The sequence below is a fragment of the Streptomyces sp. NPDC055254 genome, assembly GCF_053606025.1.
In genome coordinates this window covers 250543-271937 of sequence record NZ_JBSGQV010000001.1, presented here as the reverse complement: position 1 = coordinate 271937, position 21395 = coordinate 250543, and the positions used below count along the sequence as shown (strand labels likewise).

18 protein-coding genes are annotated in these 21395 nt (G+C 72.1%); 9 read left to right on the top strand and 9 right to left on the bottom strand.

What is annotated here, in order from left to right; translation table 11 throughout:
- Positions 1–4: 4 nt before the first annotated feature.
- Genes ACWFQ8_RS01170 through ACWFQ8_RS01160 form a run of 3 tightly spaced genes read right to left on the bottom strand, consistent with a single transcriptional unit; the run spans position 5 to position 4187 of the window.
- Positions 5–1225, bottom strand: a complete 1221-nt coding sequence (locus ACWFQ8_RS01170) for a hypothetical protein (protein ID WP_453784093.1) — start codon at positions 1223–1225, stop codon at positions 5–7.
- Positions 1222–2985: a lipopolysaccharide biosynthesis protein gene (locus tag ACWFQ8_RS01165; RefSeq protein WP_453784092.1), complete on the bottom strand. Its 1764-nt coding sequence runs from the start codon at positions 2983–2985 to the stop codon at positions 1222–1224. The genes ACWFQ8_RS01170 and ACWFQ8_RS01165 overlap by 4 nt, the downstream gene beginning before the upstream one ends.
- Positions 2982–4187 (bottom strand): glycosyltransferase family 4 protein, encoded by a 1206-nt coding sequence (locus ACWFQ8_RS01160; protein WP_453784285.1) that lies wholly within the window; start codon positions 4185–4187, stop codon positions 2982–2984. Before ACWFQ8_RS01160 ends, ACWFQ8_RS01165 begins: the two co-directional genes overlap by 4 nt.
- Before the next feature lie 172 nt (positions 4188–4359).
- Between ACWFQ8_RS01160 and ACWFQ8_RS01155 the strand changes: the two genes are divergently transcribed.
- The gene (locus ACWFQ8_RS01155; RefSeq protein WP_453784091.1) at positions 4360–4848 is read left to right on the top strand and encodes an adenylyltransferase/cytidyltransferase family protein; all 489 of its coding nucleotides are present in this window, start codon (positions 4360–4362) and stop codon (positions 4846–4848) included.
- On the opposite strand, the gene ACWFQ8_RS01150 is transcribed toward ACWFQ8_RS01155, so the two are convergent.
- A complete protein-coding gene (locus ACWFQ8_RS01150; RefSeq protein ID WP_453784090.1) occupies positions 4829–5551 on the bottom strand; it encodes a CDP-alcohol phosphatidyltransferase family protein in 723 nt (240 codons plus the stop codon). The two genes, ACWFQ8_RS01155 and ACWFQ8_RS01150, sit on opposite strands and share 20 nt — an antisense overlap.
- A gap of 200 nt (positions 5552–5751) precedes the next feature.
- Complete coding sequence (gene glgX / locus ACWFQ8_RS01145; RefSeq protein ID WP_453784089.1) at positions 5752–8094, bottom strand: glycogen debranching protein GlgX; 2343 nt, start codon at positions 8092–8094, stop codon at positions 5752–5754.
- 206 nt (positions 8095–8300) lie between these two features.
- On the opposite strand from glgX, the gene ACWFQ8_RS01140 reads away from it, so the two are divergent.
- From ACWFQ8_RS01140 to ACWFQ8_RS01110, 7 genes are all read left to right on the top strand, one after another.
- On the top strand, positions 8301–9497 hold the full coding sequence (locus ACWFQ8_RS01140) for an Ig-like domain-containing protein (protein WP_453784088.1): 1197 nt from the start codon (positions 8301–8303) through the stop codon (positions 9495–9497).
- 225 nt (positions 9498–9722) lie between these two features.
- Complete coding sequence (locus ACWFQ8_RS01135) at positions 9723–11936, top strand: choice-of-anchor A family protein (RefSeq protein ID WP_453784087.1); 2214 nt, start codon at positions 9723–9725, stop codon at positions 11934–11936.
- A 350-nt stretch (positions 11937–12286) separates the two neighbouring features.
- The gene (locus ACWFQ8_RS01130; protein ID WP_453784086.1) at positions 12287–13513 is read left to right on the top strand and encodes a L,D-transpeptidase; all 1227 of its coding nucleotides are present in this window, start codon (positions 12287–12289) and stop codon (positions 13511–13513) included.
- 94 nt (positions 13514–13607) lie between these two features.
- Positions 13608–14375 (top strand): enoyl-CoA hydratase/isomerase family protein, encoded by a 768-nt coding sequence (locus ACWFQ8_RS01125; protein WP_453784085.1) that lies wholly within the window; start codon positions 13608–13610, stop codon positions 14373–14375.
- Positions 14376–14609: 234 nt separating this feature from the next.
- Positions 14610–15125 carry an ATP-binding protein gene (locus tag ACWFQ8_RS01120; protein WP_453784084.1) on the top strand — a complete coding sequence of 172 codons (516 nt, stop codon included), beginning with the start codon at positions 14610–14612 and terminating at the stop codon, positions 15123–15125.
- A 364-nt stretch (positions 15126–15489) separates the two neighbouring features.
- Entirely contained in the window at positions 15490–16296 is an 807-nt protein-coding gene (locus tag ACWFQ8_RS01115; RefSeq protein WP_453784083.1) for a polysaccharide deacetylase family protein, read from the top strand.
- Positions 16293–17480 (top strand): YncE family protein, encoded by a 1188-nt coding sequence (locus tag ACWFQ8_RS01110; RefSeq protein ID WP_453784082.1) that lies wholly within the window; start codon positions 16293–16295, stop codon positions 17478–17480. Before ACWFQ8_RS01115 ends, ACWFQ8_RS01110 begins: the two co-directional genes overlap by 4 nt.
- 54 nt (positions 17481–17534) lie before the next feature.
- Here ACWFQ8_RS01110 and ACWFQ8_RS01105 read toward each other — a convergent pair whose 3' ends face one another.
- Positions 17535–18776 carry a cytochrome P450 gene (locus ACWFQ8_RS01105; protein WP_453784081.1) on the bottom strand — a complete coding sequence of 414 codons (1242 nt, stop codon included), beginning with the start codon at positions 18774–18776 and terminating at the stop codon, positions 17535–17537.
- Positions 18757–19521, bottom strand: coding sequence for a tRNA-dependent cyclodipeptide synthase (locus ACWFQ8_RS01100; protein WP_453784080.1), 765 nt, complete (start codon positions 19519–19521; stop codon positions 18757–18759). Before ACWFQ8_RS01100 ends, ACWFQ8_RS01105 begins: the two co-directional genes overlap by 20 nt.
- A gap of 254 nt (positions 19522–19775) precedes the next feature.
- Between ACWFQ8_RS01100 and ACWFQ8_RS01095 the strand changes: the two genes are divergently transcribed.
- Entirely contained in the window at positions 19776–19988 is a 213-nt protein-coding gene (locus ACWFQ8_RS01095; protein ID WP_453784079.1) for an EF-hand domain-containing protein, read from the top strand.
- A gap of 44 nt (positions 19989–20032) precedes the next feature.
- Here the strand turns inward: ACWFQ8_RS01095 and ACWFQ8_RS01090 are convergent, their stop codons facing one another.
- Together ACWFQ8_RS01090 and ACWFQ8_RS01085 are read right to left on the bottom strand one after the other, a co-directional pair.
- A complete protein-coding gene (locus ACWFQ8_RS01090) occupies positions 20033–20581 on the bottom strand; it encodes a PadR family transcriptional regulator (protein WP_453784078.1) in 549 nt (182 codons plus the stop codon).
- A 142-nt stretch (positions 20582–20723) separates the two neighbouring features.
- Positions 20724–21248, bottom strand: a complete 525-nt coding sequence (locus tag ACWFQ8_RS01085; protein ID WP_453784077.1) for an AMIN-like domain-containing (lipo)protein — start codon at positions 21246–21248, stop codon at positions 20724–20726.
- Positions 21249–21395 lie beyond the last annotated feature (147 nt).

The following is a 21395-nucleotide window of genomic DNA, read 5'->3' as shown; positions in this document are numbered from 1 at the left end:
GGGGTCAGACCCCGCTCAGGGGTGCGGGCTCGGGGGCGGGGCTGCGCAGGCGCGCCACGCGCCACCACGCGGCGGCCGCCTTGAGCGCGGAGCCGGCCGCGAGGCCCCACGCGGCGCCCGCGACGCCGAACACCGCGTAGCCGCCCAGCAGCAGCCCCACGGACAGCAGCGAGAAGACCACCTGCAAGGACAGCGTGGCCTTCGGGGCGAGCACCCGCAGGGTCAGCAGGGCGCAGGTCCCCAGCCCCATCACGGCGTACTGGGCGCCGGTCGCCGGCAGCAGCGCGGACGCCGCGGTCCAGGTGTCGCCCAGCAGCTCCCGGCCCAGCCGGTCCGGCAGCAGGTACAGGGCCGCCGCCCAGCCCGCGCCGAGCGCCGCCAGTACCAGGCCCAGCAGGGCCGTCGCCCGGACCGTGGCCCGCTTGCTGCCGAGCCGCCCCAGTACCGGGGGGCCGAAGGCGTTGGCGGAGTTGAACAGCACGTTCAGCGGCCCGAAGAGCGTGGTTGCGCCGCGCAGCGCACCGACGGCCAGCGGCGTCGCGAAGACGCCCAGGCCGAGCACCGCGAGCTGGCTGGAGCCGTTGCCCACCGCGAACTCGACCACGAACCGCCGCCCCAGGTGTCCCCGCCGCAGGTACGGCCGCAGGTCCGCCCGGACCCCGCGCACGTACGGCCGCAGCAGCCACAGCCCGAGGGCCAGCGCCGGCAGCGCGGAGGCGCCCCACACCAGGACCAGCCGTCCCGCGGAGGCCCCTTGGGGCTGGACGGCGAGCGCCGCGACCACGCACACCAGCCGCAGCGCGTCCGCGGCCAGGGCCCGCTGGGGCGCCCGCAGCGCGGAGAAGCAGTACCGCAGCCCGTCCTGGAGCAGGACCAGCGGCAGGACGAGGCCCAGGGCGAGGAAGGCCCACCCGGTCGCCCCGGGCAGCGACAGGCCCACGAGGCCCAGCAGGACCCCCGCCACCGCGGAGGCGGCCCCGGTGAACCCGACCGCGGAGCGGCAGACCGCGCCGAGGCGCTCGCCCTTCTCCAGGACCAGGCTCTGGCCGACGTAGGCCATGTTGAGCCCCAGGAGCACACTGAAGGCCACGTACACCATCGAGAAGTCGGCGAACCCGGAGGCCGAGGACAGCCGGGCGGCCAGCACCAGCACCAGGATGTTCGTGGCGCTGGACGCGGCCTGGTCCAGGACCGACGCGACCGCCGAGAGGCCGCGCCGGCTCACCGCCGGCCCGGCTGGACGGTGCGCAGCGCGACCGTGTCGGTGCCGTCGCCCGGGATGACCTGCTCCGGCTCGGCCACCTCGTAGGGGATCGGCTGGGGCTGCGGGTGCCGCTTCGCGGCGGCCGGCGGTACCGGGGACGGGGATTCGGGGTCGCCCTTGCCCCGGCCCTTGACGCCGCGCTTCTCGCCGGGCAGCGGGGCGTGCAGCACCGCCCCGAGCACGGTGCCGCCCGCGCCGCTGATCAGTTCGCGGATCCGGGACAGGTCCGTACGGTGCACGGCGCGCGGGTCGCAGACGACCAGGACGCCGTCGACGCGGTCGACGAGCGCGAGGGCGTCGGCGTACGAGAGCACGGGCGGCGCGAGCACGACGACGGTGGAGTTGGGGGAGTCGGCCTCGGAGACGAGCCGGGTGGCGCGCGGCGAGGTCAGCGAGCGGGCGACGTTGCGCACCCGCTCACCGGGGATCAGGTCGAAGGCGCCGGACTCCCCGGCGTCCACGACGAGCTGTCGTCCGTCGGGCCACTCGGCGTCCCCGTGCTGCGGGGTGCGCGCGCCGGCGCCCTTGCCGCCCGGCGTCTGGCTCCAGCGCGGCCGCCCGCCCGCGTCCGTCGGCAGTTGGCTGGCCAGGACGGGGGTGCGCAGGTCGGCCTCGATGAGCAGGACGTCCTTGCCGGTCTCCGCGAAGGAGGCGGCCAGGTTCACGGCCACCGCGGCGGCGATCTCGCTGCTGCCGCGCGGGGCGACGACGAGCAGCCGCCGCCGGTCGGCGAAACGTGCGTCGTAGGCGAGCCGGAAGGCCACCGAGCGGAACTCCTCGGCGAGCCGGGGGTCCTCCTCGCCGGCCGCGAGCAGCGGTCCGCCGCCCGTCCGGTCCCGGGGCAGGGAGCCGAGTACGGGCGCGCGCAGGGCCCTGGCCACGTCGCCCTCGGAGCGGGGCGCGGGGTCGAAGACCAGCCGGACCCAGGCGGCGAGCAGACCGAGGGCCAGGCCGACGGCCGCGCCGAGCGCGAGCGACATCGGGATGCCGGGGCCGTCGGGCGAGGTCGGCGCGGTGGCCGCGCTGGTGACCCGGCCCGGGGTCATGTCCAGGGCCTCCAGCTTGGTGATGCTGCCGTTGTAGCGGCCGACTTCGCTCTGGAGGTCGGTCTTGGTGGAGGTGGCGGCGTCGCGCGGGGCGCCGGCCGGCATCCGGGCGATCTCCTTGACGAGCTCGTCGAGCTGCCTGGCGACCGGGTCGCGCTGGTCCTTGTACCCCTTGACCATCTTGTCGCGGGTGGCGTCGAGGGCTTCCTGCCGCTTGAGCAGGTAGGCCTCGGTCATCGCGTTGGCGCGTTTGGCGGCCTCCTTGGGGGAGGACGCGGTGTAGGTGAAGCGGAGCACCATGGACTGCGGCGGGTTGGTCACCTGCAGCCCGCTGCGCAGGGCCGCGAAGCCGGAGGCGGAGACGCCGAGCTTCTTCGCCGCCTCGTTGGCTATGGAGGAGCTGAGCGCGACCTGGCGCTCCGAGCCGATGTTGATCGCCTTGTCGGGGGCGAGGCTCGGGTTGAACGGGTCGTCTGTGGGTGCGCGCAGCACGAGGTCGGCGGTGGCGACATAGGTGTCGGCCGTGGAGATGCCGAGGTAGACGCCGCCCAGCAGGCCGATGCCGACGCCCGCCCCGATGAGCCGGCGGTAGCGCAGGAGCTGCCGGAACTGGTCCCTGAGGAGGTCGGGTTCGTCCTCTGCCGGGGCCGCTGCCGGGCGGTTCGTCTCGATCACGGCCGGTAACCCCCAAGTGCTTCGTCTATCAGTGCGTCGATGCGGGCCAGGCCCGCTTCACGGCTCAGGTGGGCCGCCACGTGGCGGGGTCCGGCCGCCCCCAGCGCGTCCGCGCCGTCGGGGTCCTCGGCCAGGGCCCGTACGGCCTTCAGCAGCGCGTCGGGGTCCTCCGGCGGTACGAGCACCCCGGCGCCCGAACGCCTCACCTCCTGGGCCGTCCCGCCCTGCGCCGCGACGGATGCGACGACGGGCCGGCCGGCCTGGAAGTAGGAGGTGAGTTTGGACGGCACGCTCATGTCCAGCACGGCAGCGTGCTGCGTGACCGCGAGCACGTCCGCCGCCGCGAGGATATCCGGGAACTCGCCGTCGGCGGCAGGGGGGATGATGTCAAGGTTGGGCACGTCCGCGGAGAGCTCGGCGAGCGCCGAGCGCTGGCTGCCGTCGCCCATGAGCACGAAGCGGACGCTCGGGTCGCGCCGCGCGGCGCCGACGAGGACTTCGAGGCCCTGCTTGAGGCCCATGTTCCCGGAGTGCAGGACCACCGTTTGGTCGGGGGCCCAGCCCAGGTGCCGGCGGGTCTCGCCGCGCGGCTTGGTGGGCACGGCCACGTGCGACCAGTTGGGGACGAGCCTGATCCGCGCCGGGTCCACGCCCATGCCCACGACCCGCTCGACGAAGGTCTCGTGGATGACGCCGACGAGCGTGGCCCGCTTGAGGGCGTACGCCTCGGCCCGGCCGGCGATCGCGGCCGCCTTGTCACCGCCGCTGATCCCGCTCTGCGCGGCGGCGGCGCCCATCAGGTCCTGCACGACCGGGACGTAGGGGACCTTCCAGCGCGCCGCCAGCCGTGCGGCCAGCACCCCGCCGGCCAGGCTGGGCATCTGGGCCAGCACCGCGTCGGGCCTCGGCATCCGGGGCGGGGCCACGGCGCCGTGCAGCAGGATCGATCCTTCGAAGAGCGCCCGCCGCACGGCGGTCTGGCGCGGCGGCACGGTGTGCGCGCGCCGGTGCACAGTGACACCCGCGCGCTGTTCCGTGCGCCGTAGCGCCCCCTTGTACTCCGGTTCGAGCGACCACGACGGGTAGTGCGGCATGCCGGCGAGGACGTGCGTCTCGTGTCCGAGATCGGCCCAATGCTCCGCGATCTGGGTGGCGTAGGGCCCAATCCCGGCGTGCTCGGGAGCGTAGTTGGTGGAAACCAGCAGTAGGCGCCGGTGGCCGGATCTGGACACTGAGCGTCCCCTTCTCCCCTGGATGATGCGCACGCCACCCTATTCGTTCACCGGCATGGTGCGGAACGTGCACGCTATTGTCTGCTAATCCGCCACACCGGGGGGTGTGGCCGCTGGGGGGTAACAGATGACGGAGCGGGATATGTCCGAACGTGGTGCGCCGGCGCGCAGGCCGTATCGAGTCGGCTATGCGCCAGGTGCGTACGATCTGTTCCATATCGGACATCTCAATATCCTCCGGCATGCCCGGAGTCAGTGCGACTACCTGGTCGCCGGAGTGGTCTCCGACGAGATGGCGGAACTGGCCAAGGGCCGCCGCCCGATGATCCCGCTCGTCGAGCGGCTGGAGATCGTGCGCAGCGTCCGGTACGTCGACGCCGCCTTCGTGGAGACGGTCCCGGACAAGGTCGAGACCTGGAAGCAGGTCCGCTTCGACGTCATCTTCAAGGGCGACGACTGGCGGGGCACTGCCAAGGGCGACCGGCTGGAGAAGGACTTCGCCGCCCACGGCGTCGACGTCGTCTACTTCCCGTACACCGTCCACACCTCCAGCACCCAGCTGCGCCGGGCACTGGACGCGCTGGCCGAACCCCTCCCGGCCCAGGTGTCGCTCACCGCCGAACGGCGCTGAGCTCCCGGAACCACTTCGCCAGGAACGCCAGCAGGAACAGCGCGGCGACCACGCCCAGCGCCGCGTAGGCCCAGGCGAACAGCCGCCCGCCGCCGAGCAGCAGGAACACCAGGCAGAACACCCCGTGGTCCACCGGCAGCAACGCCACCGCGCGCAGGGTCGACGGCGCGGCGGCTTCGCTGCCGGGGGCTGCCTTGGGCTTGAGCTTCTCGGTCAGCAGCCCGCCGAAGAAGGTCACGACCGCCGCGAACTGGAAGCCCAGCGGCACCAGCAGCCAGCCGTCCGACTCCGTCCCGTACTGCTCGGGGAAGCGGTAGAAGGCGATCAGCACGCAGGTGTGCAGCGCGGTGAGCTTGGCGCAGTCCACGACGTGGTCGAGCCACTCGCCCGCGGCGCTGCCGCCCCCGCGCAGCCGGGCCAGCTGCCCGTCGGCGGAGTCGAAGGCGAATCCGACGGCGAGCGCGGCCCAGACGGCCACCCCGAGCCCCCAGGAGGGCGCGACCAGCGCCACGGCGACCGCGCCGGCGAAGCTGAAGGCGGCGCTGACCAGCGTCACCTGGTTCGGAGTGAGTCGAAGCGCGTACGACCCGGCGGCCAAGTACCGCCCGGCGGGCCGGTTGACGAACCGCGAGTAGAGGGACACCCCCTTCGCCGACTTCTGCGCCCCGCGCAGCTCCCGCAGTGCGGTCCCGACCTTGCCCATGCGTACCCCTGACCTCCTCGATGGCACGCGTGTGCAGGTGCACGCGTGTGCGACGACGGCCACATCATCGCAGGACGCGCGAGGACTCCGGCGCGGGATGTCCCCCCGCGCCCGAAAAGCGCCTGCCGCGCGACGGGCGCGACGGGCGCGAACCGCGCGACGGGCGCGAGGGGTGCGCCGGGCTCCGGGGGGACGGCGGCTCAGCCGGTCACCCGCAGCAGCAGGACCGCCCGCGCCGGGACCGTCAGGGTCTCGCCGCCCCGGTGCGTGGTGGCGGGCGCCTCGGCCTGGTCCTCCCGCGAGGTGTCCAGGACGAGCTCGTACCGCTCCGCCCACGGGGCTCCCGGGAGTGCCCAGTCCACCGGCCGGTCCCCGGCGTGCAGCAGCGCGAGGAAGCTGTCGTCCGTGACCTGCCGGCCCCGCTCGTCCCGGCCGGGGATGTCCCGCCCCGACAGGTACATGCCCAGGGACGCGGCGGGCGCGTACCAGTCCCGCTCCGTCATCTCCGCACCGCCGGCCGTGAACCAGGCCAGGTCCCGCAGCCCGTCCACGCCCTGCGGCCGCCCCGAGAAGAACGCCCGCCGGCGCAGCACCGGATGGGCCTGGCGCAGGGAGATCAGCCGCTGCGCCAGTGCGAACAGCTCCCGCCACGCCGGGTCCTCCAGCAGCGACCAGTCCACCCACCCCGTCTCGTTGTCCTGGCAGTACGCGTTGTTGTTGCCGCCCTGCGTGCGCCCGAACTCGTCCCCCGCGACCAGCATCGGCACGCCCGTCGACAGCAGCAGCGTGGTCAGCAGGTTGCGCAGCTGACGCCGGCGCAGGGCGCCGATCCCGGTGTCGTCCGTCTCGCCTTCCGCCCCGCAGTTCCACGACCGGTTGTCGTTCGTCCCGTCCCGGCCCTCCTCGCCGTTGGCGTCGTTGTGCTTGCGTTCGTAGGACACCAGGTCCCGCAGGCTGAAACCGTCGTGCGCGGTCACGAAGTTCACCGAGGCGTACGGGCGCCGCCCGCCCCACGCGTACAGGTCGCTCGACCCGGACAGCCGGTACCCGAGGTCCCGTACGTCGGGCAGCGCCCCCCGCCAGAAGTCCCGTACGGCATCCCGGTACCGGTCGTTCCACTCCGTCCACAGTGGCGGGAACGCCCCCACCTGGTAGCCGCCCGAGCCCACGTCCCACGGCTCGGCGATCAACTTCACCCGACGGAGCACGGGGTCCTGGGCGATGACCGCCAGGAACGGCGACAGCATGTCGACGTCGTGCATCGAACGGGCCAGCGCGGCCGCCAGGTCGAAGCGGAAGCCGTCCACACCCATCTCCGTCACCCAGTAGCGGAGCGAGTCGGTGATGAGCCGGAGCACATGCGGGCGCCCCGCGTGCAGGGTGTTCCCGCAGCCCGTGTAGTCGGCGTAGCGCCGTTGGTCGGACTGGAGCCGGTAGTAGCCGCGGTTGTCGATCCCGCGCAGGGACAGCGTCGGACCCAGCTCGCCGGCTTCCGCCGTGTGGTTGTAGACCACGTCGAGGATGACCTCGATCCCGGCCGCGTGCAGGGCCCGGACCATCCGCTTGAACTCCCCGACCTGCTGCCCGGCCGTGCCGCTGGACGAGTACCCGGCGTGCGGGGCGAAGTAGCCGACCGAGTTGTAGCCCCAGTAGTTGCGCAGCCCCCGGCGCAGCAGGTGGTCCTCGTGCGCGAACTGGTGCACCGGCAGCAGCTCGACCGCCGTCACGCCCAGCTTCGCCAGGTGCTCGACGGCCGCCGGATGGGCCAGCCCCGCGTAGGTGCCCCGGAGCTCGCGCGGAACCCCGGGATGACGCATCGTGAAGCCGCGCACGTGCAGCTCGTAGATCACCGAATCGGCCCAGGGCGTCTTGGGCCGGACATCGTCCGACCAGTCGTCGTCATCGTGGACGACCACCCCCTTGGGGACGTACGGAGCGGAGTCCCGGTCGTCGCGCACGGTGTCGGCGATGTACTGCTGCGGCCAGTCCCGCACGTGCCCGTACACCTCCGCCGGCAGCGTGAAGTCGCCGTCCACGGCCCGCGCGTACGGATCCAGGAGCAGCTTCGCCGGGTTGTACCGCGCGCCCGTCCACGGGTCCCAGCGGCCGTGCACCCGGAATCCGTACCGCTGCCCCGGGCGCACGCCGGGCACGAAGCCGTGCCAGATCTCGTGCGTGAGCTCCGTCAGAGCGCAGCGGGTCTCGGCCGCGTGCGGGCCGTCCCCGTCGAACAGGCAGACCTCCACCGCCTCTGCGCCCTGCGCCCACAGCGCGAAGTTGGTGCCCGCCGTGCCGTCCGGGCCCACGTGGAAGCGGGCGCCCAGGGGATGCGAGGACCCGGGCCACACCGGTGGCCCCGGCGGGCGGGCCGACACCCGTACGGTCTGGCCCGAGACCAGGCCGTTCGGTCGCCCGTTCGCCGTCCCGGACCGCGGGCCGTCGACGCGCGGTACGGGCGCGGCGGGGCCGCTCCGCGTCGCGTCCATGGCGTCCGCGACGTTCCCGGCGGCTTCCACCGCCTCTTGTTCGGCTGCGCTCGACAATGCCCGCCTCCACGGCTCCTGGGTACCGGCGGGGGTAGGGGAGAGTGCGGCCCCGGCGTCCCGGCCCGGGCCCGCCCCCGTCTGGTCCTTCCCACTGTTCTGCCCGGACAGTTCTGCCCGGAACGTGGGCCGGGCCCTCGTTTCCCCCGGAGGGCCCCCGTCGTTGAGGAAGCGTGACACTTCTGACGAGGCGGGCAGGGGCGGGCTTGGCCGCCGTAGCGGCTTGGGCGGCCCTCCTGGGCGGCCTGGCCGGATGCACCGAGGACGGCCGGCCCCCGGTCGAGATCGCGCTTCCCGGCAAACCCCGCTCGCCGGACGAGGCCATCCGCATCACCCCCGAGGACAAGGCCAAGGACGTCCCGGCCGACGAGCGCCTGATGGTCACCGTGCCCGAGGGCCGCCTGGAGCGGGTCGTGGTCACCAAGGTGGAGGACGCGCAGGAGGAGAAGGTCCCCGGCGCCATCGCCGACGACGGGCTCAGCTGGAGCCCCGATCCCGCCGCCGGCCGGCTCGCGCTCGCGGCCAAGTACACCGTGGACGTGGTGGCACTGGACGGGCACAACCGCCGCCAGGCCCGGCACACCACCTTCACCACCTACGTCCCCGAGGAGCGGTTCATCGGCTACTTCAAGCCCGAGAACCGCTCCACGGTCGGCACCGGCATGATCGTCTCCTTCAACTTCAACCGTCCCGTCGAGCGCCGCGCGGAAGTGGAGCAGGCGATCACCGTCACCTCCGTCCCGGCCGTGGAGATCGTCGGCCACTGGTTCGGGAAGGAGCGGCTCGACTTCCGGCCCAAGGAGTACTGGAAGCCCGGCACCGAGGTCACCGTGAAGCTGAACCTGCGCGACGTCGAGGGCGCGCCCGGCTCCTACGGCATCCAGGACAAGACGATCACCTTCACCGTCGGCCGCTCCCAGATCTCCACGGTGGACGCGGCCGCGCACACCATGCGGGTCCGCCGCGACGGGCAGTTGCTGTCCACCGTGCCGATCAGCGCCGGGGCCCCCAAGACCACCACCTACAACGGGAAGATGGTGGTGATGGAGCTCTTCGACGTCACCCGGATGAACGGCCAGACCGTCGGGTTCGGCGGCGAGTACGACATCCCCGACGTCCCGCACGCCATGCGGCTCACGTCCTCCGGCACCTTCCTGCACGGGAACTACTGGTCCCACCCGGACACCTTCGGCACCACCAACATGAGCCACGGGTGCATCGGCCTGCGGGACGACAAGGGCGGCGGCTCGGACACCCCCGCCGGCTGGTTCTTCGACCGGACCCTGATCGGGGACGTGGTGGAGGTCGTGAACTCGCAGGACAAGACGGTGGCGCCGAGCAACGGGCTGGGCGGCTGGAACATGTCCTGGGCGGACTGGGTGGCCGGCTCCGCCATCGCGTGAGCGCCGCCGGGGCGCCCGCCGCCGGGGCGCCCGCCGCCCGGCCGCCGGGGCGCGCCCGACGCCGTGCCCACCGGCCCCCCGCCGTCTGCCCCGCCCCGCCCCGCCCGGAAGAGTGATTCGTGTGATCGGAATGCCGTAGCGGGGAGTGTCCGCGCGGCGCCCCGCCGACGCCTGCCCCGAGCCTGTCACGGAGCACATCGGGCAGCGCGTAACGGACGGAGCGTCATGTCAGCCAGGAAGTGGACCCTCGGGCTGGCGGTCGGGGCCGTACTGGCCTCGGCCGCGCCCACCGCCCTCGCGGCGGGTCCCGGCGGCGAACGGCCGGCGGCCGCGGCCCACAGGGCGCCGCTGCCCGGTGGTCCGGGCCCCTGCGTCCCGGGGCGCTGCCCCGACCCGTACCCGCCCATCGGCACCGGCGGGGTCCCGGTCGGCCGGGACAACGGCATCAACATCTTCGTGGGCGGCGACTTCCGGGTCCGGGAGCGGGCCTCCGAGGCCGAGGGCCGCCTCGTCGTCCTCGGCGCCTTCGACCAGGACAAGGTGGCCGGCGCGGACAGCCGGTACAACGTGGGGATCGTCGGCGCGGGTTCGCTGGTGCCGCCGCCGGCCGGCGCCGACTTCCTCACCACCGGTGGCGGGATCACCGTCGCGGAGGGCGAACGCCTGCTCGCCGACGGCGGCGTGGTCCGCCACGCCGGCCCCGTTACGGGATCCGTGTCCGGCCGCCTGGTCGCGGACCCGGCAGAGATCACCCCGTACGCGGGGCTGCGCGACCGGCTCAGCGCCGCCAGCCAGTGCTACGCCCGGGTCGACGGGCGACCGCGACCGGCGACCGGCACCGTCGTCAACAGCGGCTTCGAGACGGTGTTCACCGGCGACGGCACGTCCGCGCTCCAGGTCTTCAACACCGACGCGAACCTGGTCAACCCCTCCGGGGGCGGCCAGCAGGGCATCCGGTTCGCCCGGATCCCGGCCGGGGCCACCGTCCTGGTGAACGTCCTGGGCGCCGCCCGCACGATCAACACCTACAGCGGCGGCATCCAGGACACCGACCCCCTCAACGCCTACCGAGACCGGCTGCTGTGGAACTTCCCCGACGCCACCGCGGTGAACCTGGCCGGCACGGGCCAGTTCCAGGGCAGCTTCCTGATGGGGCAGCAGTCCTCCGAGACCACGGTCACCCTGCCCGGCATCAACGGCCGCTTCTTCACCACCGGCTCGGTCACCCACACCAGCGCGGCCACCGGGGGCGGAGGCCAGGAGTTCCACGCCTACCCCTTCAACGGCGACCTGCCCGAGTGCGGCGGCCCGGCCCCGATCACCGGCTCGGTCTCCGTCCTCAAGCGGGACGCGGTGACGGGCGCGGCGCTCGCCGGGGCGCAGTTCGAGCTGTGGCGGGAGACCAACGGCACGCCGGGGCTCCAGCCCACCGCCCCGAACGCCGACACCCTGGTCACCGAGTGCACCACGCCGGCGAGCGGCGTCTGCGAGCGGACGACCGGGCTCGGCACGTACCACTGGCGGGAGACGCAGCCGCCCCTCGACTACGCCCTGCCGGAGCGAACCGTCCACGAGCTGACCCTCACGGCCGAGAACGCGGAGGCGGGGATCCGGGCCGTGGCGGACAACCGGCGCACCCCCGAGCCGCCGAACGGCGCCCGGGTCGAACTGCGCAAGACCGACGCGGCCACCGGCCTTCCGTTGGCCGGCGCCGAGTTCGAGCTGTGGCGGGAGAGCAACGGCACCGAAGGGCTCCAGACCGCCACGCCCGGCGGGGACACCCGGCTCGACGGGGTCTGTGTGACCGGCCCGACCGGCACCTGCACGGTGGAGCTGCCGATCGGGCGGACCTATTACTGGCGCGAGACCGCCGCCCCGGCGGGGTACGAGCGGCCGGCGAACCCGGTCACCCGCTTCGACCTCGACCAGGGCGACGTGGCCGGCGGCATCGTGGTCACCGTCCCCAACACCCCGGAGCGCGAGGAGTACGAGGGCTCCATCCGGATCGTGAAGCAGGACGCGAAGACCGGGCGCCCGTTGCGCGGCGCGGTCTTCGAGGTCTGGCAGGAGAGCAACAACACCGCGGGGCTCCAGACGATCGGCATCAACCCGGACCGCCGGGTCGCATCCGGCTGCGCCACCGACCGGACCGGCGTGTGCGACTTCGGCCCGCTCCCCGAGGGCTGGTACTACCTGCTGGAGACCGCGGTCCCCGAGGGCTACGTGCTGCCCGCCGACCGGGTGACCGGCCCGCTGCGGCTGGACGCCGCCACCCCGGACCGCCGCCTGGAGGTCACGCTGAAGAACCGGCGCGACGGCCACGGCAAGGGCGACCACGGCAGGGGCGGCCACGGCAAGGACAAGCCGAAGCACCCCAAGCACCCCAAGCACCCGAAGCACCCCGAGCACCCGAAGGACGCCAAGGGCCCTCGGGCCTGACCCCCGTCCCCGGCCGGCCCGGGCCGCCCCCAGCGGCCCGGCCGGCGGGCGCCGAGGAGGCCCGCATGACGGCGGGGAACGCGAAGGCTGCGACGGATGCGCCGGGTGCGACGCGTGGGGCCGTCCGATCGGCCGTACCGTCTGCGACGGCGCTGCTCACCTGGCGGCCCCCGCCCCGCCGCGCCGGCCGCGTCACCTACCGCACCGTGGTGGCGGTCGAGGGGCCGGGCGCCGTCCGGGCACTTGGGACGGAACGGTGACAAGACCGTAGCTCTTCGTCATCCTCCCATGTGATTACCTGTCGACAAGCGCGCGACTGTCCGCGCGCGGGGGACATGGGGAGATCACGAGTGAACCTGCAGCCGATACGCGGCCGCGCCCGCACCGGCCTGCCGGCCCTCCTGCTGGGGGCGGCCCTGCTGTTCACCACCGCGTGCGGCGGGGGCGGAACCAATGGCGGGGGCAATGGCGGCGACAAGGGCGCCGGCGGCGGGGGCACCACCGGTACCGAGGCGTCGAAGGCCGTTGTCAGCGTCAAGCCGGACGACGGTGCCAAGGAGGTCGCCACGAGCGGCGTCCTGAAGATATCCAGCACCGGGGGCAAGCTGGCGACGGTGACCGTCGCCGACACCAAGGGCAACGCGGTCGAGGGGAAGATCGCGGACGACGGCGCCAGTTGGGAGCCGGTGCGCCACCTCGCCTCGGCGACCGAGTACAAGGTGCACGCCGTGGCCAAGGACGAGGCGGGCCGCGAGTCCGCCAAGGACACCACCTTCACCACCCTCACCCCGACCAACACCTTCATCGGCCACTACACGCCCGAGGACGGCTCGACCGTCGGCGTGGGCATGCCGGTCTCGATCAACTTCACCCGGGGGATCACCAACCCCGACGCCGTGGAGAAGGCCATCACCGTCACGGCCGAGCCGTCCGTGCCGATCGAGGGCCACTGGTTCGGCAACGACCGCCTCGACTTCCGCCCGGAGAACTACTGGGCCGCGGGCACCAAGGTCACCGTGAAGCTCTCCCTCGACGGCGTCGAGGGCCGCCCCGGGGTCTACGGCAAGCAGACCCGTACGGTCACCTTCACGATCGGCCGCTCCCAGGTCTCCACCGTCGACGCGAGCAGCAAGCAGATGCAGGTCGTCCGTGACGGCCAGGTGCTCAAGAACGTCCCGATCACCGCGGGCGCCCCGTCGACGACCACGTACAACGGGCAGATGGTCATCAGCGAGAAGTACAAGGTGACCCGGATGAACGGCGCCACCGTCGGCTTCGGGGGCGAGTACGACATCCCCGACGTCCCGCACGCCATGCGCCTGTCGAACTCCGGCACCTTCGTCCACGGCAACTACTGGGCCTCCTCCGGCACCTTCGGCAAGGAGAACGTCAGCCACGGCTGCGTCGGCCTGCGCGACTCCCGCGGCGGGGGCGACGGCGACATGCCCGCCGCCTGGTTCTTCAACGAGTCGCTGATCGGCGACGTGGTCGTCGTGAAGAACTCGAAGGACAAGCAGATCGCCCCGGACAACGGCCTCAACGGCTGGAACATGCCGTGGGCGGAGTGGATCAAGTAGGTCCCGTTCGCGGGGGCCGGAACGGCCGCGTGGCCCGGTGCTGTGACACACAGCACCGGGCCACCCGTCGTTAACCGCCGCTAACCTGGCCCGCATGACCCTCTCTCTCGAAGTCTCCGAAGGCGTCGGCACCATCCGCCTGGACCGCCCGCCCATGAACGCCCTGGACATCGCGACCCAGGACCGGCTGCGCGAGCTGGCCGCGGAGGCCACCGACCGGTCCGACGTCCGCGCGGTCATCCTCTACGGCGGCGAGAAGGTGTTCGCGGCGGGCGCGGACATCAAGGAGATGCAGACGATGGACCACGCGGCGATGATCGCCCGGTCCCGTGCGCTGCAGGACGCCTTCACCGCCGTGGCCCGCATCCCCAAGCCCGTCGTCGCGGCCGTCACCGGCTACGCGCTCGGCGGCGGCTGCGAGCTCGCGCTGTGCGCCGACTACCGGATCTGCGCCGACAACGCGAAGTTCGGGCAGCCCGAGATCCTGCTCGGCCTGATCCCGGGCGCGGGCGGCACCCAGCGGCTGTCCCGTCTGATCGGTCCCTCCCGGGCCAAGGACCTGATCTTCACCGGGCGCATGGTCAAAGCGGACGAGGCGCTCACCTTGGGCCTGGTCGACCGGGTCGTCCCCGCCGCCGAGGTGTACGAGCAGGCGCACGCCTGGGCCGCCAAGCTGGCGCAGGGGCCGGCGATCGCGCTGCGCGCCGCCAAGGAGTGCGTGGACGCCGGCCTGGAAGCCGACATCGACACCGGGCTGACCATCGAACGCAACTGGTTCGCGGGCCTGTTCGCCACCGAGGACCGCGAGCGCGGGATGCGCAGTTTCGTCGAAGAGGGGCCGGGCAAGGCCACGTTCGTCTGAGCGACGCCCTCCCCGGGGTGGATTAGCCAGGCCTTAAAGGAGCCTTAAGGAATTTCGTTGATCCACTCACGGTGATCGTTTCCGTGCGGTGGGTCACCGCAGGTCGGGTCGGGTGGGTCGGGACTCCGCTTGCCTTGCGCATATGACAAAACGCCCCCCGGGAACTCCGTTTCCCGGGGGGCGTTTTCGCGGGGAACGGCCCGGAGGGGCGGGCGGGCCGTCCATGATGGGTGCATGGCGGGCCTGGAGGGTGTGGAAGAGCCGCGGCAGCGCAGCAGCGCTTCGGTCGTGCGGCTCACGGCGGCAGCTCTGGAAGACGAACAGGGCCTCAAAGCACTGGAGTTGCACGGGAATCCCGCAGAGTCGGAGGTGACGCTGCCGTCCATGCCGGAGTCGGCGAGCACCGCCCGCCGGCTCACCCAGTGCGTGGTGATCCGCCTCTGGGGCCTCTCGCCGCAGACCGCCGAGCACACCGTGCTGCTGGTCTCGGAGCTCGTGGGCAACGCGGTACGGCACACCGGTGCGCGGTCCTTCGGGTTACGCATGCTGCGGCGGCGCGGCTGGATCCGGGTGGAGGTGCGCGACCCCTCGCGCGGACTGCCGTGTCTGATGCCCGTCCACGAGCTGGACACGACCGGCCGCGGGCTCTTCCTCGTCGACAAGCTGTCCGACCGCTGGGGCGCGGACCTGCTGCCGCGGGGGAAGATCACCTGGTTCGAGATGCGCGTCGCCGACCGGCAGAACGCCTGAAGCCCCCTGGGCGCCGTGGTGGGGCGGTGCGGGGGCCTCATGGGTGCGCCGAGGATCGAAGGGGTGGGATCCTCGGCGTGGCGACTTCGCTCGGGTCAATGGGGAAGCCGTGATTCCGACTATGGCAGACGAGGGCCGGAACGCCAAAAGTCCCTACTCGGACATAAGTGTGCAAATAGCAAGACTTTCTAGCTAAATCCTAGGTGAGGTGAGCCACTCACCTCGCAATCCATGAATAATTATCGACTGCTCTGCGTAAATCGTTGATCACGTAGCGAGTGGAGGTGCTCGGAGCCTACTTCGACGAAAGTCGCGAATTGGGTCAATCATTACCTTCCGGGCCATCCGCCCCTTAAATGGGCAGGTGCTCTCACATCCAGGTCGCCGCGCGGCCCTGCGCGCGGGTGCCGCCTCGGTGGTCGGCCTCACCGCAGCCTGCGGACCGGGCCATCCGGCCGCCCCGCCCCCGGCCGTGTCCCCGGGCGCCCCCACCCCGCCGCCGGGCCCCGCCAGACCGGCGGCCCGGCCGCCCCGGGCGGCCGCCGCCGCGCCCCGTCGGTTCGCCGGGCAGCCCGCGGAGATCGGCCACGGCCCGCGCGACCGCCCCCGGGTCGCCCTCACCTTCCACGGCAACGGCGACCCCGCCATCGCCCGGTCCGTACTGGCCGAGGCCGAGAGAGGGGGCGCGCGGGTCACCGTACTGGCGATCGGCAGCTGGCTCGACGACCACCCCGACATGGCCCGCCGCGTCCTCGACGGCGGCCACGAGCTCGGCAACCACACCCAGCGCCACCTCGCGATCAACACCATGACCGAGACCGAGGCCTACGCCGAGATCACGGGTTGCGCCCAGCGGCTCAAGCGCCTCACCGGCTCCATCGGGACCTGGTTCCGGCCCTCCCAGGCCCAGTACGCGACCCCGCTCGTCCGGAAACTGGCCCAGCGGGCCGGCTACCCCCACGTCCTGTCGTACGACGTGGACTCCCTCGACTTCACCTCGCCCGGCGCCGCGGCCGTCATCCGCAACGTCACCGGGACGATCCGCAGCGGATCGGTGGTGAGCCTGCACTTCGGCTACGCGGACACGGTCGACGCGATGCCGCCCCTCCTCGAAGAACTCGCGCGCCGCACCCTGCGCGCGGTGACCACCACGGAGCTGCTGACCCCATGAAGACCACCCGCCTTCCCCGGAAGGCCACCGTGCTGCTCGCCGGTCTGGTCCTGGCCGCCCTGGCCGGCTGCGGATCGGCCGAAAAGGGGCCCTCCGAGGCCCTCGGCTCCAAGGGCCCGGCCAAGCCGGCCAAGGCCGCCCCGGTCGCCCCGCCGGGCCTGCCCGGCATGCCCCCGGTCCTCGATCCGAACGACGTCTACGCCGCGAACCGACCCGGGAAGCTGTCCCCGGTGGTCAAGGACTTCCCCTCCCGCATCTACGTGCCGAACACCAACTCCAACACGGTGTCCGTCATCGACCCGGCGACCTACCAGGTCATCGACACCATCCCGGTCGGGGTCCAGCCGCAGCACGTGGTGCCCTCCTGGGACCTGAAGACCCTGTGGGTCAACAACAACCGGGGCCACACGCTCACCCCGATCAACCCGGCCACCGGCGAGGCCGGACAGCCCGTCGAGGTCCACGACCCGTACAACCTCTACTTCACGCCGAACGGCAAGTACGCGATCGTCATGGCCTCGCTCGACAAGGAACTCGTCTTCCGCGATCCGCACACGATGGACCGTGTGAAAACCGTCCCGGTGACCTGTTATGGCGTCAACCACGCGGACTTCTCGGCCGACGGCCGCTACTTCATCGTGAGTTGCGAGTTCTCCGGCGAACTCCTCAAGGTCGACACCGAGAAGATGGAGGTCATCGGCCAGCAGAAGCTGCCGTTCGAGGGCGCGATGCCGCAGGACGTCAAGGTCTCCCCGGACGGCAAGACGTTCTACGTCGCGGACATGATGGCGCACGGGATGTGGGTGCTCGGCGGCGACACCTTCGAGACGCCCAAGCTGCTGCCCACCGGAAAGGGCTGCCACGGGCTGTACATCAGCCGCGACTCCAAGGAGATGTACGTTCCCAACCGCGGCGAGGGCACGATCTCGGTCTTCGACTTCAAGCAGAACCGCCTCACCAAGAAGTGGGTCCTGCCCGACGGCGGCAGCCCCGACATGGGCGGCGTGTCCGCCGACGGCAAGGTGCTGTGGCTCTCGGGCCGCTACGACTCCGAGGTCTACGCGATCGACACGGTGACCGGCAAGCAGCTGGCCCGGATTCCGGTCGGGGGCGGCCCCCACGGGCTGGCCGTCTACCCGCAGCCCGGCCGGTACTCGCTCGGCCACACCGGCATCTTCCGGTAGCCGCGTCCGGCCGGAGCAGTCCGGCCCGCTACGGCCGGAATGCTCCCGGCCGCACTACCAGGCGACCGGCAGGCGCTCCGGCAGCCGTTTGATGAAGCCGGTCCGCCACACCAGGTTCTCCGCCGGCACCGCGAGCCGCAGCTCGGGCAGCCGCTCGACCAGCACCTCCAGTGCGATCTCGGCGTGCACCCGACCGAGGGCGGAGGCCGGGCAGAAATGGCGGCCGGCGCCGAAGGCGAGGTGGGACCGGGAGCTCTGGCGCTCCAGGTCCAGCTCTTCCGGGTTCTCGAAGGCCTCCGGGTCGAAGTTGGCGCCCTCCAGCAGGACGAGGACGAGCTCGCCCTCCTTCACCAGCACGTCCCCGACCCGGACGTCCGCCAGGGCGATGCGCGGCAGGCCGTCGCCGACGGACAGGTTCCAGCGCAGCAGCTCGTCCACGGCCCCGCCCATGCGCTCCGGATGCTCGCGCAGGTAGCCGATGAGCTCCGGCCTCTGCAGCAGCGCCAGGACCGCCAGGACCAGGAACGCGGAGGTGGAGACCGCGCCGGCGCCGAACAGCGAGACGGCCACGGTCGCGAACATGTCGTCCGTCAGGTGGGCCGACTCCGGGTCGGCCTCCTTCAGGTCCGCGAACCTGCCGAGGAGCCCCGTACGCTCCTCGGCGGGCAGCGCGAGCTGGGCGTTCAGCTGTTCGGCGAAGTAGCCGACGTCCTTGTACCAGTTGAGCGCGGAGTCGGCGAACGGCTCGCGCGCGGTCATGAACGCGACGTTCAGCCCCGACATCAGCCGGCGCCAGTCCTCGAAGGGCACCCCGAGGATCCGGCAGTGCATGGCCGCCGAGTAGGGATCGGCGAAGCCCGCCCGGAGGTCGGCCGGGCCGCCTTCGGCGACGAGCCGGTCAACGAGCTCCCCGGCCCTGGCGCGCAGCAGCTCCTGGAGGCCCTTCTGGCGCGGGTTGACCGCCTTCATCACCGCGTTGCGCAGGCCGGCGCTGTTGATGTTCCCCATGTTGTTGACGACCTCGGGCGGGATCGTCAACGCGTACTGGCGGGGGACCCCGGCGTTCGCGGTGTCCTTGAGGCTGAACCGCTCGTCCTCCAGTACCTGCTTGGCCAGCGCGTAACTGCTCACCAGCCAGGCCGGGTCCCCGGTGAGGGTACGGACCCTGGCGACCGGGGCCTTCTCGCGCAGCCAGGCGCACTCCTGCGGGAGCACGTCACCGCGCCGTGAGAGGGGGAAGTCGAGGAGCGGCTCCCGCTCCCGGCTCTCCGGTCCCTCAAGCTGCTCGACGCTCATCGACGGTCCTTTCGGTCGGTGCGTGGGGGGTGGCGTGCGCGCGCACGGATTCGGCCCCGTCGGGCCGTACGACGGCGTACGCCTGGTTCCGGGTCGCGCGCAGGCCGCCGCCCCGGGCGAAGAGGACGTCCGTCATCGGCATCTTCACGTGGTAGGCCGCCACCGAGGACGGCACGTCGAGAATGCTCGGGGTGTCCACGAAGAACGGAAGCTCCGCCGCCATGTAATCGAAACAGACCTGCAACTGCGCGGCCGTGATGGATTCACCTTCCGGCACCTTGGATCCGACGAAGTGGAGGGCCATCTCCTCGCAGCCCTTACGGAATACGTCGTCGGTCTCCAGGAAATGCAGCACACGGCGGTGCAGGAGTTGGTAAACGGGATTCGACTGGAACTCCGAAAGTGCCCTCACTCGGATCTCGGAATGCGGGGGCCCTGATTCCTCGACACCCTTGAGAATTCTTCTCCGGACCGCCTTGATCTCCTTCGTGGCGCGCTTCTCCGCGTGCTCCCGGGTGTAGCCGAAAGCGGCGAACATCCGGTCCACGTGGAGGTCTGCGTACACGAAGTCGACCTGCGCGAAGCGGGTCGTGGCCCACCGGGCGAGGCTGCTGATGCGCTCGGAACTGAAGTAGCTGTTTCCGGGACTCACCCCGATGAGCACATGGTCGCCGTCTTCCCAAATATGGCGGCAGGTGCGAGTGAAGGGCAGAACTTCGAATGATGCGTCGGCTTTGATCGTCACCTGTGTGATCGCCCTTGTCGCCGCTTGTCCCTGGGAGCCCTGCGCTCCTGGTGTGGCGGCAATGTCGGTACGTTATGCCGTGATCCCGGAGCGTGACAAGTGGGGGCCGGATTTCTTGGCTGGAATTATCGCTTCCACATTACGGAAGGGTAATGGGATATCTATCTGCCGCTCGAACGGGACCCGCGGCGAAGAGGGCCCCGGCGGGCCGCTACCCTGAGCCGGTCAACAAGCATCAAGAAGGGGTGGACCCAGTGGCGGACATCGAGAACGCACGGACGACGTTCGGCAAGTTCGACGTGAACGGTGACGGCTTCGTCACGGCCGACGAGTTCAAGGCGGCCATGGCGGCCATGGGCGACCCGTTCGTCACCGGCCCGGTGGCGGACGCCGTCATCGCCGCCAAGGACGCGAACGGCGACGGCCTGCTGAGCTTCGACGAGTTCTGGGGCTCCCTGAACAAGTAGTCCGCCGTCCGCCCCCGCCTCCTGCCCGGCGGGGGCGCTGCCCGTCAGGCCCCGTCGCCGCTCATGTCCTCGACCTCGGCGAGGGCCTCCCGCAGCCACTGGAGCCAGAAGGTCTCCAGGGCGATCCCGCCGTGCAGGACGAGTCGGCGCAGCCGGTCCTCCACCGCGTCCCGCCCCGGCGGGAAGTCCTTCTCCTCGATGGCCTCGTACTGGGCCAACTGGCTCCGGTGCAGCTCCAGGTGGCGCCGCAGCTCGGGCGCGAGCCCCCCGGTCCCGACGACCCCCGCGGCCCGCAGGCGCAGCAGCAGCGGATCGCGCACCGGCTTGGGGTCCTGGCTCTCCGCCACCCATCGCGCCAGCTCCGCGCCGCCGGCGGGCATGACCTCGTACTCCTTCTTCTGCCCGCGCAGGGGCACCTCGCCCGGCAGCTCCCGGATCAGCCCGGCCTCCTCCAGCCGCCCGAGCTCGCGGTAGATCTGCTGGTGCGTCGCCGACCAGAAGTACCCGATGGACTTGTCGAACCGCCGCGTGAGCTCCAGCCCCGACGAGGGCTTCTCCAGCAGGGCGGTGAGGATGGCGTGCGGCAGCGACATGCCGTCATCCTAGGTTTGCGGCCGCCCCGGCACGGCGATCGCGCCCGGCCCCGGACGGACCCGGCCCGCCGGCGGCGGGTCCCCGGGCAGCAGACTGCCCGGGGCGCGTGCGGCGCCCCGGGCACCTGCCGCATCCGTCGGGTCAGCAGACGTTCGGGTGCGAGACGTCCAGTACGAACCGCTCGGGCGCGTGCAGGACGGAGGTGCTGTAGTACGGCTTGGTGTCGAAGGCGGCGCCGAAGGTCACGTACCCCTCGTAGTCGCCGGTCAGGGCGATGCCCTTGAGCTTGCTGAGGTAGATCTTCTGCAGGTGGGGGCCCCGGTAGACGCTCTGCCCCGCGTCGTTGTGCGCGGCGGCGGGGTTGAGGCGGATCTCCAGGAAGTACTTCCCGGCCAGCGGGACGGGCTTGCCGGACCCGTCGTAGTACAGCTGGGATACGGGCGTGACGGTGACCTGGGGGACGTACCCCTGGAGGTCGATGACGAGCCGGTCGTACGTGCAGTGTCCGCCCCAGCGGGCATTGACGACGAGCGGCGTCTGGGTCAGGGCCCCGCCGGCGGCGGAGGCCGGAGCGGCGAGCCCGATGCCGACGGTGAGCAGCACGCCCGTGAGCAGTGCCACGAGCTGCCGGCGGCGCGGACGAAGACGTGAACGCGGATGGATCATGACGTCCCCCGATTTCTCAGAGACGGGGACAGGGTGTCACTCCCTAGGACACCCACCGCCCGCCCCCGGTTGCACCGGCCGGCTCCGAACAGACGTCCGGACACGGCGAGGGCCCCGCCCCCACGGCCGGAACCGGGGGGACGGGGC